The organism is Spiroplasma endosymbiont of Tiphia femorata (genome assembly GCF_964020225.1).
In the GTDB taxonomy this organism is placed as follows: Bacteria; Bacillota_I; Bacilli_A; order Mycoplasmatales; family VBWQ01; genus Spiroplasma_E.
The window spans coordinates 1352874-1367137 of sequence record NZ_OZ026544.1; the positions used below are offsets into that span (position 1 = coordinate 1352874).

Annotated in this window: 17 protein-coding genes; 5 read left to right on the plus strand and 12 right to left on the minus strand. The window is 23.0% G+C overall.

Annotation, left to right across the window (positions count from 1 at the left end):
- Positions 1–468: 468 nt before the first annotated feature.
- From thiI to AACK83_RS08310, 7 genes are all read right to left on the minus strand, one after another.
- Positions 469–1641 (minus strand): tRNA uracil 4-sulfurtransferase ThiI, encoded by a 1173-nt coding sequence (thiI, locus tag AACK83_RS08280; protein WP_338957658.1) that lies wholly within the window; start codon positions 1639–1641, stop codon positions 469–471.
- Between the two features lie 23 nt (positions 1642–1664).
- Positions 1665–3353 (minus strand): hypothetical protein, encoded by a 1689-nt coding sequence (locus AACK83_RS08285; protein WP_338957659.1) that lies wholly within the window; start codon positions 3351–3353, stop codon positions 1665–1667.
- A 50-nt stretch (positions 3354–3403) separates the two neighbouring features.
- Complete coding sequence (locus AACK83_RS08290) at positions 3404–4177, minus strand: type III pantothenate kinase (RefSeq protein ID WP_338957660.1); 774 nt, start codon at positions 4175–4177, stop codon at positions 3404–3406.
- A gap of 2 nt (positions 4178–4179) precedes the next feature.
- The gene (locus tag AACK83_RS08295) at positions 4180–4854 is read right to left on the minus strand and encodes a diadenylate cyclase (protein WP_252320291.1); all 675 of its coding nucleotides are present in this window, start codon (positions 4852–4854) and stop codon (positions 4180–4182) included.
- Positions 4855–5067: 213 nt separating this feature from the next.
- A complete protein-coding gene (locus tag AACK83_RS08300; RefSeq protein ID WP_338957662.1) occupies positions 5068–5598 on the minus strand; it encodes a hypothetical protein in 531 nt (176 codons plus the stop codon).
- A gap of 189 nt (positions 5599–5787) precedes the next feature.
- Positions 5788–6366 (minus strand): guanylate kinase, encoded by a 579-nt coding sequence (gmk, locus tag AACK83_RS08305; protein ID WP_338957663.1) that lies wholly within the window; start codon positions 6364–6366, stop codon positions 5788–5790.
- A gap of 14 nt (positions 6367–6380) precedes the next feature.
- Entirely contained in the window at positions 6381–6938 is a 558-nt protein-coding gene (locus AACK83_RS08310) for an RsmD family RNA methyltransferase (protein WP_338957664.1), read from the minus strand.
- A 101-nt stretch (positions 6939–7039) separates the two neighbouring features.
- Between AACK83_RS08310 and def the strand changes: the two genes are divergently transcribed.
- Both def and AACK83_RS08320 read left to right on the plus strand, forming a co-directional pair.
- Entirely contained in the window at positions 7040–7630 is a 591-nt protein-coding gene (def, locus tag AACK83_RS08315; protein ID WP_338957665.1) for a peptide deformylase, read from the plus strand.
- Between the two features lie 160 nt (positions 7631–7790).
- The gene (locus AACK83_RS08320) at positions 7791–9503 is read left to right on the plus strand and encodes a ribonuclease J (protein ID WP_338957666.1); all 1713 of its coding nucleotides are present in this window, start codon (positions 7791–7793) and stop codon (positions 9501–9503) included.
- Between the two features lie 72 nt (positions 9504–9575).
- Here AACK83_RS08320 and AACK83_RS08325 read toward each other — a convergent pair whose 3' ends face one another.
- The 5 genes from AACK83_RS08325 to AACK83_RS08345 form a co-directional block, all read right to left on the minus strand.
- On the minus strand, positions 9576–9773 hold the full coding sequence (locus AACK83_RS08325) for a hypothetical protein (protein ID WP_338957667.1): 198 nt from the start codon (positions 9771–9773) through the stop codon (positions 9576–9578).
- An 88-nt stretch (positions 9774–9861) separates the two neighbouring features.
- Positions 9862–10422, minus strand: coding sequence for a hypothetical protein (locus AACK83_RS08330; RefSeq protein ID WP_338957668.1), 561 nt, complete (start codon positions 10420–10422; stop codon positions 9862–9864).
- A gap of 148 nt (positions 10423–10570) precedes the next feature.
- Positions 10571–10870 carry a hypothetical protein gene (locus tag AACK83_RS08335; protein WP_338957670.1) on the minus strand — a complete coding sequence of 100 codons (300 nt, stop codon included), beginning with the start codon at positions 10868–10870 and terminating at the stop codon, positions 10571–10573.
- A gap of 299 nt (positions 10871–11169) precedes the next feature.
- Positions 11170–11889, minus strand: coding sequence for an ankyrin repeat domain-containing protein (locus AACK83_RS08340; RefSeq protein ID WP_338957671.1), 720 nt, complete (start codon positions 11887–11889; stop codon positions 11170–11172).
- Between the two features lie 69 nt (positions 11890–11958).
- Complete coding sequence (locus tag AACK83_RS08345; RefSeq protein WP_338957672.1) at positions 11959–12384, minus strand: GNAT family N-acetyltransferase; 426 nt, start codon at positions 12382–12384, stop codon at positions 11959–11961.
- A gap of 165 nt (positions 12385–12549) precedes the next feature.
- On the opposite strand from AACK83_RS08345, the gene AACK83_RS08350 reads away from it, so the two are divergent.
- The 3 genes from AACK83_RS08350 to AACK83_RS08360 all read left to right on the plus strand — a co-directional run bounded on the left by AACK83_RS08350 (position 12550) and on the right by AACK83_RS08360 (position 14224).
- Positions 12550–13749 carry a hypothetical protein gene (locus AACK83_RS08350; protein WP_338957673.1) on the plus strand — a complete coding sequence of 400 codons (1200 nt, stop codon included), beginning with the start codon at positions 12550–12552 and terminating at the stop codon, positions 13747–13749.
- A gap of 108 nt (positions 13750–13857) precedes the next feature.
- Complete coding sequence (locus tag AACK83_RS08355; protein ID WP_338957674.1) at positions 13858–13998, plus strand: hypothetical protein; 141 nt, start codon at positions 13858–13860, stop codon at positions 13996–13998.
- 61 nt (positions 13999–14059) lie between these two features.
- The gene (locus AACK83_RS08360; RefSeq protein WP_338957675.1) at positions 14060–14224 is read left to right on the plus strand and encodes a hypothetical protein; all 165 of its coding nucleotides are present in this window, start codon (positions 14060–14062) and stop codon (positions 14222–14224) included.
- Positions 14225–14264: the final 40 nt, after the last annotated feature.

Genomic DNA, 14264 nt, shown 5'->3' on the forward strand with positions numbered 1-14264 from the left:
AAAATAGTTGAAAGATTAGCCTACGAAATTTATGAACAAGAAATAAAGCAACGATATAAATTTGGATTACCTACTATTCTTAATGTTACAACCAATAAAAATAATTTTGAAGTTAAATCTCTTCAAGAATTAGCAAATGAAGTACAAAAAATAACAACCAATATTGACTTTAGAGAACCAAATCCATATCAAAAATTACAAATAAATTTAAAACTTGCTCAATTAGAAATTGATAAGAAAAAAATAAATGAAATCAATAAAAGAATTGAAAAAACAAAATTATTAGTAAATGAAATAAATGCAATTGATTTACAAAATCAAACTTCAACAAGTAATCAAAATACTTATTGTAATATTTTATAGTTTACTATTAAAAAATAACAAAAAGAGTGAAACTTCACTCTTTTTTTATATTTAAAGTAAATAAACTGTAATTTATTAAAACTATTAAATTATTAATAAATTTATTTATATTTTTTCAATATCTTTAAAACTATTTATTAAAATTTGTTCTCAATCAATTATTTGCTTTAAATCATTTTCTAAAAGTTCACATTCTTTATTCTTTGGTTGTGTAACAGGGTTTTTGGGAACAAATAATGAACAACAATCAGCGAATGGTAAAATTGATGTTTCATAAGTACCAATTTTTTTAGCAAGATTAATAATATCAACTTTATCTTCGGCAATTAAACTACGCAAAATTGGTAAATTGCTAACAATATTAATAGCATTAATACTTGCTAATGTTTGTGAAGCAACCTGACCAATCGCTTCACCGGTTGCTAATGCTTGAATTTTATATTTTTCTGCAAATAAACTAGCAATTCTAATAAACATTCTACGCATTAAAGTAATACGATAACTTTCTTTCTTAATATGACTTAATTCATTTTGCAAGTTAGTAAAATTGCAAATATATAAATTTTTACTACCAGCATTATAAGGTGCTAAAATTTGAACTAAAGTTTCTACTTTTTTTAATGCTGTTGGTAAAGTAAAAGGTGGAGTAGCAAAATGTAAATATTGAACTTGTAATCCTCGTTTCATTAATTTATATGCTGCTACAGGGGAATCAATACCACCGCTCAATAATAATAACACTTTCCCTGAACTACCTACTGGAAATCCACCAGCACCAATAATTTTATTTGCAAATAAATAAATATCATCCTTATTAACTTTGATATTTATTTTTAAATCAGGATTAGTAACATTAACTTTTAAATCTGTTTTTTTTAAAATTATAGAAGCTATAATTTTAACTATTTGTTCTGAATTTAATGAAAAACTCTTATCACTACGACTAACAAAAAGTTTAAATGTTTTAAAATTTGTTAGATCTTGACTTAAAATTAATGATATTACTTTTTCTGATAATATTTCCATATTTTTAGCAATTCTAAAAGCAGGTGATAATGAACTAATACCAAATATTTTCACCAAAATATTAATAACATCATTCATTACGTCAAGAGATAAATTAGTTAGTTCCATCCGATCATGAAAATGAATAATATTTATTTGTTTATAATCACTAAGAGCATACTTAATATTTATTTTTAATTGTTTAATAAAATCAATCCGATTTTTACTTTTAGTTGTTAATTCACCATAGCGAATAATAATAATTGGTACCATTTAAATTTCCTCTTTTTTAAAATTTATTCCATTAATTCCAATAATAATGTTAATGCTTTTTGATTATGATTATTAGTGATATTATTTTCAATTTCATTAAATTTACTATTAAGTTGCTGATTAATTGAACGATGACGATTAGCATAAACAAGAGTTAAATGTGATAATTTATGAATAGTAATTTCCATTTTTAATTCAGTATAAAGATGAAAAATTTTATTTTGTAAATCATTAAATTTACTAAAAGAAGAATTATCATAATTTCCATTTTTAAAATTTAAAATAGTATCATTTATTAAATATTGTAAATCACTAAACTTTTCTTTATAAATTTCATTTAAATAATAAAAATTAATATTATTTAAAATATTATCAATTTGTAACATCATTGAATTGATTTTATCAACATAAGTTTTAAATTTAATTTTTGCTTTATTTTGTTCATTCAACAATTTATTATACTCTTTTAAACTATTAAAAACAACAATACTATTTTCAAATAACGCCGCTAATAACATCACTAATGTTTCATAACTAGTATTTTTTATTGATTTTTGATGTTCTATGATTAATAAATTATCAAAATCATTAACAGTAGCAAGTTGTTTATTAATAATAGTTTCTAAGTTAGTTATTTTGCTATTTTCTATCATTTTAGAATTAATTTTATTTGAAAGAGCAATTTCATTTTTAATAGTTTCAAATATTTCATTAAAATTAAAACTCATAACTAAAAATTTTTCATAATTTTGTTTAAAAATATTATAAAATATTTGTTCTTTATCAATTTTATTACTAAAAGTGGCAATTAATTTTAATATTTCTTGAGTGTTAACCTTAGCTTTTTTGTATTGTAAATTATTAATTTGTTTATTAATAAAACTTAACTTTTCATCAACGTTTGCTACTAATTGTTCGTATTGTAAAAGTAAAGTATTATTTATTTTTATCATTTGATATTTATTTTTTAAGGCCGCCATTTTTTGTTTAATTTCATATGTTATAATATAACGAAGTGTTGGTAAATTATCTAAAATTTCTGCCAATGTTACAACAGCAATCGCAATCTCACTTAAAATAGTAATAATTTGACTAACATTAATAGCATTAATATTTGTTTCTAATTCTTTAAACATATCATTAATTATTTTAATAACTTCATCTAATTGTTCTCGATTAAGATCATTTTGTAAATTAATCTTGATCATTTGATCTTGTAAATAATTAAAATTTTGTTTAAAAAATAATTGATATTCTCGTAATAATTGATCAATACTAATAAAATAATCTATTTCAATTGTTAATAACTGCAATTGATTTTTTAAATTATTACTTTTATTATGCATTCTATACATTAATTTATATCTTTTTCATAATTCTTTATTATTTTGTAATTTTAAAATTTGAATATATTTTTTAAAAACCTTATTTAAATCTTTTTTTAAAAAAAGATTATAACGACTAATTCAAATCCCTAAAATAGAACTATATTGTTCATTTGCTTGTACCATTTGATTAATACGATTTAATCTTTCTTTAATATTAATATTTTGAATATATTGCAAATTTTTATAAACCATAAATTGTTTATTTTTATATGAACTAAAAATTACTAATAAACTTGTTAAAACGATAATAGTAAAAATTAATAAACTAATAATAGTTATTATAATAATTTGTGCACTAGTTAATTTATAAATTTTTATTAACATCAACATAGTTTTATTCTCCTTTCCTTATATTTTAAATATATTAAAAGATATTAATCTTTTATTTTATTATTACTTCTAAAATATTTAATAATATCAACTAAACCTAAAAATAACATTTGTGGTTCATAAATATAAGAAAAATCAAAAAAAGATTTTAAAATTGGTACACTACCTCCTGTTAAAATTACAGGTAAACTAATATTTGTTTCATTTTGAATTCTAGCAACTATACTATTAATCATTGCACTAAAACCATAACCATAACCAATTGATAAAGCATGATTAGTATTTTTACCTAACATTGATTGATAATGTTGCATTTCAAAATCAACAAGTAAAGCAGCATTATCAATCAATGCATCTTTACTTGTACTAAATCCAGGTCCAATAATAACACCAACCAAAACATCATTAACAACAACACTATAGGTAGTAGCAGTTCCCAAACTAACAACTATCGCATTGTGATACTTAGTATAAGCAGCATATGATAATGCTATCAAATCACTACCTAATTGACGATTTTCTAAATTAAGTTTTAAAGGTAAAGAACTTAGTAAATTAAAATCAACAATTAACGGTTTTAAATTATATGTAAAAACAATTAATTTTTCTATTATTATTAAAAAATTTGGAACAACACAACTAATAACAGCTTCTTCAAAATGTAATTTTTTATTTAATTTAAATGCTTTTTTCAATTGAACAATTGCAGTTTTACTTTTGGTTTCTATTACTGCTCATTGTTCAATAATTTCACTATCATTAATCATAGCAATCTTAATTAATGTATTACCAATATCTACTAATAACAAACTTTTCATTATTATACTTGTTGAACCATTTCTTTAGTTGAAGCTAATTCATCATATAGTGTACGAACAAGATTATTTAAGTTTTCAACTTGTAAAAACTTACCACTACGAGCTATTGAAACAGAACCATTAGTTTCACTAACAATAACTGATACTGCATCGGTTTGCTCTGATATTCCAATAGCAGCACGATGACGTGAACCAAATTGACTAGATATTTTTTTATTAGTTAGTGGAAAATAAGTAGAGGCACATTCAATACGACCTAAACGAATAATAACTGCACCATCATGCAATGGTGAACCTTTAATAAAAATAGATTGTAATAGTTGTGAAGTTACTTCACCATCAATTTTTACTCCCAAATCAGTATATTCATTTAATGAAACATTCCTTTCAATAGTAATTAGTGCTCCAATTTTTTCTTCTGCTAATTTAATCACTGCTTCTGCTAAAACACTTGCTAACATTCTTTTTTCTGAAGTTGCTAGTAGTTTCATATGAGATTTATTTCTTGTTGTTCATCAAACTTTTTTACCACGAATAAAGGTATTCATAACTATTAAAATAAGAATTGTCATTAATAAAGAAATGGTTATTCCAAATAAAACCGCTATTTCAGCAATAACTGTTCCAATATCTGCTGAAATTACAGTCGAAATAATATTTAACGGTAATACACTCATATTAAATACCACCATTCCTTTATTTTTTGATTCCACTACTTTAATTATAAAGTAAAAAAATTATTTTTGATATTATTAGTATAACAACTTATCATAATTTACAAAATACTCCTTTTAAATTTATTTTTAAAAGGAGTACTAATATTTTTGATAATTTTAGATTTTATCTTATATAAGTTTATAAAATTATTATTTGTTAATTATCTTTATTAACTATAAATTTGGTACAGTGTTATGAACATAATTTTTATTTACTACGGATAATGTTGATAAATTCTTATTTACTTCTGCTTTTATTAAAAAATCATTATCACTATCTTTACTATTTTCTCTTGAAGATAATTTAGTTTGTAATTTTTCAATTAATTTTAGTGAATTTGATAGTTTTTCCTGTAATCATACTGATGCTACTGATATATCTGTGATTGTTACTGTTGCTGGTTCTGTTTTTAATTTTTCTAATTTTTCTGATGCATTTGATAATTGTTCTTCTAATTTTTTTAAAGATTCTACTAATTCTTTTAATGTTTCATCTTCTCATACTTTTTCTTTTAATGTTTGTAATGTTTGTAATACTTTTAATGCTGTTAATACTTTTGTTTCTAATGTTTTTACTTGATTTTCTATATTATCTTTTGCTTTATTTTTTCTCTTACTGGTTTTGATTGATTCTTTTCCTCCAGATATTACTTTTCCTAACCCGACTAGTGTTTTTAGCAAGATTGCAATTGATTTAGCGTCCATATTTTATTCACCTTTTCTAATTAAATAAAAAAATCTATTACTTTAAAATTAAAGAAATAGGATTTAAAATAAACTTGATATTAAGTTTATAAAATTATTGTATTATAGTTTTCTATACTATTATATTTTTATACAAATTAACATCGTTAAATGTTTTTAATATTTAATTCTAAACTATCAAATCAAAAACTAATTAATATTATTTTTAATAATATCTGTTATTTCTTTAACAGCAATATCTAAGTCATCGTTAATAACAATATAATCATATTCATGTTGAACTTTAAATTCTTCTTTTGCTTTATTTAACCTTTTCTCAATAATTGCTTCTGACTCACTAGCACGCATACGAATTCTTTGTTCTAATTCTTGATAAGAAGGAGGCATAATAAAAATACTCATAATATCATTGCGATGTTCATAATTTTTTAAAACTTGACTAGCACCATCAACCTCAATTTCCAAAATAACGTTATAACCTTGATTTTGCAAATTTAAAACATAACTCTTACTAGTACCATAGTAATTACCAATAAAATTTGTATATTCTAAAAAATCATTACCTTTAACATGATTTAAAAAAGTTGATACATCAACAAAAAAATAATTAATGCCATCTTGTTCTTTATTACGTGGTTTTCTTGTTGTCATCGAAACTGAATATGCTAAATTTAATGATTTATCAGCAAATAATTTAGCAATAATTGCACCCTTACCAACACCACTTGGTCCAGAAAGAATAATTAATTTTCCTTTTTTTTGTGCCATTTACATTCTACTTTCTACTTTTCATAAAATTGAATTATTTTAATATATATTTTACCGTATTTTTTATTAGATACTACTTTAAAATGGAAATTTAATTGTAAATTTTCAAGTGGTACATTTGTTTCTAAAACAATTAAAGCATTATTAGCAAGTAAATTATTTTTATAAAAGAAATCAATAATTCACTGTTGACAAGTAATATTTGCAAACGGTGGATCAATAAAAACAATATCACACTGTTGTACTAGTGTTTTACTAAAAATTTGATAATCCAAATTACTTAATTTAACTTGTTCTTGTAAATTACAAGCAAAACAATTTTGATTAATAATATTACAAGCAGCTTTATTAATATCATTTGCAAAAGCAAATTTTGCCCCTCGTGATAAACTTTCAAGAATTAAATTACCACTTCCAGCAAATAAATCAACAACAATTTTATCTTCAAAACTACAATAATTTAACATAATATTAAAAATATTTTCTTTAATTCGATTTAATGTTGGCCGTGTTGATAAACCATCTAAAGTAATTATTTTTTTTCCTTTTAATTTTCCAGCAATAATTTTCATGTTTTCTCCAAAATTTAGTTTATAATAACTTTATCATTAAATTTGATAAAAGCAAATTAGTTTAATTTATTATTTATTACAAACTGATGAAAGGATCTGCAATGTTAAAAAAATTACAAAACGAAGTACCATCAGCATCTTGAATTACTGAAGATACAAAACCTAGTTTATTAAAACCTTGTGCTGATGTTATTTTACCCTTAACACCTAAAGATGAAAATATTATGAAACGTATGATTGATTGAGTAAAAGCATCACAAGATAAAGAATTTAATTCTAACAACATTTTAACCGAAGCTATTGGTATTGCTGCACCACAAATTGGAGAAAATATAAAAATGTATTATATTTTATTACCAATTCCTGATAAAAATGAAAAGATTATTTACTATGAACATGCATTAATAAATCCAAAAATCATTGGTAAAAGCGAACAAATAGCTTATTTAAAAAAAGGTGAAGGTTGTTTAAGTGTAACTAATCACCCTCATGAAGGTTTAGTTCCACGTAGTTATAAAATCAACGTTACAGGTTATGACTATTTAAAAAAGAAAAAAGTAACTTTAACTGTTAGAGGTTATGAAGCAATTGTTTTTCAACATGAGCAAGACCATTTAGAAGGAAAACTCTTTTATCATCACATTAATAAGGATAATCCTTGACTTAATGATGATAAATGGATTATGATATAAAGTAGAATGATAAACTTAAGTTTTTAAATTGTTTTATTATAGTTAAATATAATATACCAAATAAGTAATAAGTAAAAACATGATTAAATTCATTACATTTTTTTATGTTATGTTTTATGTTATTTCCTTATAATTTTAAAATGAATGAAGGAGAAAAAATATGAGTGATACACCCACAAAAAATACTATGCCAGTTAAAAAGTTCGTCACGAAAATCTTTGCGCTTGGTGGGCTAGAAGAAGTTGGAAAAAATACTTATGTAATTGAACAAGATAATGAAATTATTATTATTGATGCTGGAGTAAAATTTGCTGATGCTTCTATGCCAGGAATTGAAGCAGTAATTCCTGATTATAGTTACCTAAAAGAAAATAAACATAAAATTAAAGGAATATTTATTACTCATGGTCATGAAGATCATATTGGTGGTATACCATACTTATTAAAAGAAATTAGTGATATTCCAGCTATTTATGCTCCTAACTTAGCAGCAGCTTTAATTCGTCATAAAATTAAGGACAAAGGAATAAAATCAAAAATAAAAATAAATATTGTTGATGGTAATAGTAAAATTAAAACTAACAGATTTATTATTAGTTTTTTTGCTGTTAATCATTCAATTCCTGATGCATATGGAATTTGCGTAGAAAATTCAAATGGAACTGTTGTAACAACAGGTGATTATAAATTCGATTGAACACCTTTAGGTCATAAAGCAGATATTGATAAAATGGCACAAATGGGTCAAAAAGGAGTAACATTATTTTTAGCAGATTCAACGAATGCTGAAGTACCCGGTTATACAATGACAGAAATGCTTGTTGTTAAAAGAATTAGTGAAATATTTGCTAAAGCGAAGGGCAGAATTTTAATTTCTACTTTTGCTTCTAATGTACACCGTTTACAACAAATTATTGAAGTTGCAACAAAACATAATAGAAAAGTTATTGTTGTTGGAAGAAGTTTAGAAAGAATAGTTAATGTTATTCGTCAAATGGGACATTTAAAAGTTCGTGATAGTTCATTTATTAAAGCAGAAGAAGCTAAAAAATATGATAATAATCAAATTGTTATTATTTGTACGGGTTCCCAAGGTGAACCAATGGCAGCATTATCAAGAATTGCTAATCGCGAACATCGTCAAATAAAAATTATACCCGGTGATACAATAATATTCTCTTCATCAGCAATTCCCGGTAACCGTGCTGACGTTGAAAGAGTAGTTAATAAACTAACACGACTTAGTGCGATTGTTGAAGAAAATTCACCATTAAATTGATTGCATACTTCTGGTCATGCTTCACAAGAAGAACAAAAATTAATGTTAAATTTAATTAAACCATCATACTTTATGCCAATGCATGGTGATTATCGAATGTTAAAAGTTCATAAAGAAACAGCTGTATCAATTGGAATCCCTGAAGAAAATATATTTATTTGTGCTAACGGTGATCCAATTATTATGGATAATGGTAAATGTTCTTTAAGCGATAAACGCATTGCTGCTGATCCTATTTATGTTGATGGTGGTAAAGATATGTCAGGAGTAACAACTGCTGCAGTAATCCGTGATAGACAAATTCTTTCTAAAGATGGTTTAATTGCAATTGTTGTTTCTATTGATTCACAAAATAATAAATTATTAGCACCACCAACGTTTATTTCTCGCGGTTCTTTCTATGTTCGTGATGCAGCACCTTTAGTATCTGAAGCAATATCATTACTAACAAAAGCTATTAATGAAGTATTAAAAAGTGAAAGACCTACTTTTGCTACAATAAAAAATGCTATCAAATCAACATTAGCACCTTATATATTTAAAAAGAAAAGAAGAAACCCTTTAATTATTCCTGTTATATTAAATAAAAAATAGTTTTAAAAACTATTTTTTATTTTTTTTGATATATTTTATTAAACATAATTAGCATTGAATATGATGTTATTATTAAGGGTTAACTATTAATTCTTCTCCTACAAGAATCATAACTTCACCGATTTTAAATCTAACTGTAATTTTATCATTGGCCATAAAATTACCTGTTGATTTATCATTTTTTGTTACTAATAATTTTAGTGATCCTTTATTTAATAATTTTTGGATTCCAAAGATTGTTTTAACATTATCTTTAGAATTATCTAACATTGAAGTCAAATCACTCTTAATTTGAAATTTACTTACTGATTGACCTACTTTAAATTCACTTTGAAAATTACTATTAAAATCTGTTTTTTTAATTGGAAAAATATCATGACCAACTACTCCGTTTGGACTTGTTTATAACTACTTTATATTTATCAGTTTTTGTAACACCATTTGTAAACATTATATTATATGAACCTTTTACAATGTAAAAATCATTTTTGTCTGTTACTGGATTTAAATCAACATTAATATTTGAAATAATAGTAGTTACATTATTTAATTCTGTTTCATTAAAAATAGCATCTTCTAATTTTGTGCCACTATCAATTTTAATATTTAAGGCATTTTTTAAAAATTGAAAACTTTCTTCATCTTTAGCTTTTTTATCATTTTTAATCAAATTTATTACCTTAATATTAGTTGGATTGATTTTTCAGGTTACTTGTGATTTATCATTTTCATCAATATTAATAGTAGGCATTAATAATCCTTCACCAGTAGCATTAGTCAATTTTAAACCTTGTGAAACTTTTGCATTTAATAAATTTTCTTCGAAATCTTGATTATCACATGCAATAACTGAGCTTGTGCTAACTGTAGTTAAAGTAACTGCTGACATTAATCTTAATACCGATTTTATAATATTCATATTTTTCTCCTTAATCTTTAAATCTTTTTTACTATACCTATTGTATACAATTTTTGTTATATTACATTAATTATTATTTTATTATGATTTGAGTGTTTACTTAATTAATTGTATAAATTTAATCTGTATAATTAAATGAAAATTACCTTTATATTTGTAAAGTTTGTTTATTATTAATTGTTAAAAAATTATTATCATCTTCAATTAAATTTATGTTATTTTTAAAATAATCAAAAGCATCAATAGCAACTTCATCAACATCATAATAATAATTTATAATGTTAAATCTATTTTTATTAGCATTTTTATCTTTTTTATCTAAAGGTTTAATAAAACAAGATTTTTTTCTTGATAATAAATCAATATTTTTTTCTAAAAATATTCTATCTTCTTCATTTATTTGAACTTTTGATTTAATTGCTAAAGCATTTTCTTTTTTTAGTAACATACAAGCATGATTTCATGCTGAATTCCCCGAACTATCTTTATAATCAATATCAACTGGTCATTCATTTATTAAATAAGTTACTAATTTTTGTCAATCATTTAATACTGCTATATGTAATAATGAATAATTTTCTTTTCCAAACTTGATAATATTAATAAAATCTTTTTTTAGAGAATGATTATTAAGTTCTGAATTAATATTTTTAAGTTTTTGATTTAAATTATGTTCATAGTTATCAATGATTTCAATAATTTCTTCTTGATTATTTTTTCAAATTTCATTATCATTTTGATTATCTTTTATTTCATTAGTTTTTTTAGTTGTTCATTTAAAGCCTTATTAATGTTTAGTATCATTTCTTTAGCATTTATTAAATTTTCTGCTTTTAGTTGATTTAGTTGATTTATTTGCTCGATTATTCTTGCTATTTTTATATGGTTATTTTTATTGGCCATCATTAAAGCTGTATTACCATTTTGATTTGCATAATTAAGATTAGCGTTATTTTCTATTAAAGCATTAGTAATTTCTAAAAAACCATTTTCAGCAGCTATCATTAAAGGACTATAACCAGATTGATCTGAATAATTAACATTAACATTTTTTGTTAGTAAAGTGTTAACTATTTCCAAATTTCCATTTTCAGCACTTAAAATTAAAGCAGTATTACCAAATTGTTCCTCACAACTAAAATTAGCATTATGTTCTAATAACAGATTAACTATTTTTGTATAATTTTTTTTAGCAGCTAAGATTAAAGCAGTATTACCATTTACAGATATGTAATTAATATTAGCATTATGTGCTAATAAAACATTAACTATTTCTAGATAACCTTTTTCAGCTGCTCACATTAAAGGCGTATAACCAGTTCTATCAATATAATCAATATTAATATCATATTTTAATATTTTATTAACTAAATCTAACTTTTTATTTTTAATAGCATCTATCATTTTTGCTTCTTTGTTATTAATATTTATATTTATTCCAAATATTTCTCTAACTCACTCAAACATATTTTTTTCCTTTCATTGTTTTTAAAAAAACAATGTATTTAAAATATTATTCTTTAAAATTTACCTTCATTATATATTTTTCTCCATTTTACAATGTTTAATTCCAGCGTCCAAAAATATTTCAGAACAAACTTTATAACCCAAATTTTTATAAAAATTTAGTGCTTGAATTTGGGCATGAAGAGATATAACTTTAAATTGATTTTTAATTGCAACTTTTTCCATAAATTCCATTAATTTTTTACCAATACCTAATTTACGATATTCTTGTAATATACACACTCTTTCAATTTTTACAATATCTTCAACTTTTCGCATTCTACTAGTAGCTATTGGTTTATTATTATCATCAAAAACTAAAAAGTGAATCGATACATCTTCAAATTGATCAATTTCTTCTTCAAAAGGAACCTTTTGTTCATTAACAAAAACTTTTTTTCTAATCAAAAATGCTTGTTCTAACATTTCAATATTATTAACTATTTCAATTTTCATAGTTTTCTCCTTAAATATAAATAATATTTTAAATTAATTATATAATTAATTTTTAAATTTAATCTAACAATTAGTAAATTTTACCAATTAATAAGTGAATTTTTAATTAGTGCTATAATTTAAGTAAGCGATTTTAAAAAATATTTTTTTTGGGGGGAATAAATTTTGGAAGGACAAAAAATTCAATTTAAAAAATTACGACCGCATAATTTTTTGGGAGGGCAATATTTTGTTTTATTATTTTTTTGAATAATATTTATTACATTACTAATTACTGCATTAGTCTTATTTTTAAATGAAAGAACAAGAATTGATAAAGAAAATAATGTTAAAGAACTACTAGAACAAATTGCTAATGCAAAACAAGAAAGTGACAAAACTCCTTTCTATAAAAAATTAATGGATATTTATTATCCATTAATTGATTTTTCATTAATGTCATTTATTTTTACTAAACATGATGATTCACCAATAAGTGACTGAGGAAGCGCATGAACACAACGTTTAAATAGCATTAATACTGCTTATTCATATATCTTTATTACAATTTTAATCGCTTTAATCGCTTTACTTTTTTATATTATTATCATTATTAAACTTTATCGTCGTCGAGCATTTCAAAGAAAATATGGTTTAACAACTCAATTTGCAAATGATTATCCAATTTATGATATTAAAATGTATCTAGGTTTTACAGTTAATTTAGCTATTGTTTTTAGTTTTTTCAATTTTCTAACAACTATCATTGTATTAATTTATGGTATTATCTTGGTATTAACTTCTTATTTCTTTTGATATATTTTAAAAATTAAAACAGAAATATTAATTATGCATAAATGATGAAAAACACCAAACTTTGCTTTATTTTTATCTGTTATTTTATTTCAAAATGGTTATACTTTATTAAAATCAATATTTGCTCAAAAGTTTAATGTTAACTTAGACTTAATTTTATCAATTATTTTACCAATTGGAACAATTACCATCTTCATTACCTTATTAATCAAAAATATGCTTAATTCACAAGTTACAGCAGTAAAAAATGCTATTAAAACAATTGCTGCTAAAATTAGTGCTTTTCAAATTTTCTATTATACACAAAAAGAAAAATCTTTAGAAGACTACATGTTTGTTAGTCAATTGCCAACACTTGTTCGTATACCATTACAAAATAATAGCATTAATACCAAACAAGCAGTAACGCTAATGGCAACTATTGATGAAACAATAATATTTTTTAAAAAACACTTTCATAAACCAAAAGAATTAAACTATATGCTTTTTCACTTATTTAATAGAATAACTGATATTGAAGAAATTGAAGAAATCAAAAATAATATTCTTAAAATAGAAAAAAATAATTAATCAAAATTTAACAAAAAAAGTTTTAAAAATAGTTAATACCATAGAAAATAATAAAATTTGTTATAATTGAGTAGAGTAATTATGATATGAGGAAAGGAAGTTATATACATGTGACCATTTAAAAAAAAGGATAAAACTGTAGAAGCAAAAGATCAAAAAAAATGTGATGGTTGTGGGAAAATGAAAAATTCATCTGAATGTACTAAAGCAGCAGATGGTAAATGTTTGTGTAAAGATTGTGCTAAATAAATATATTAAATAAGTGTGTTAATGACACACTTATTTAATATATTTAGAAAGGAAGGATATAATGAAATGATTCAATAAAAAAAACAAAAAAACTGATGATGAATCTTTAACAAAAACTGTAAAATGTTTTGATTGCGGAATGATGTTTGAACCTTTTGACATTCTTGATATAAAAGAAGGAAAATCTTTATGTAAAAAATGTTTCATTAAAGAAGAAGAAAAATAAATTAATGATGTGTTTAGCAAAACACATTTTTTATTATTTA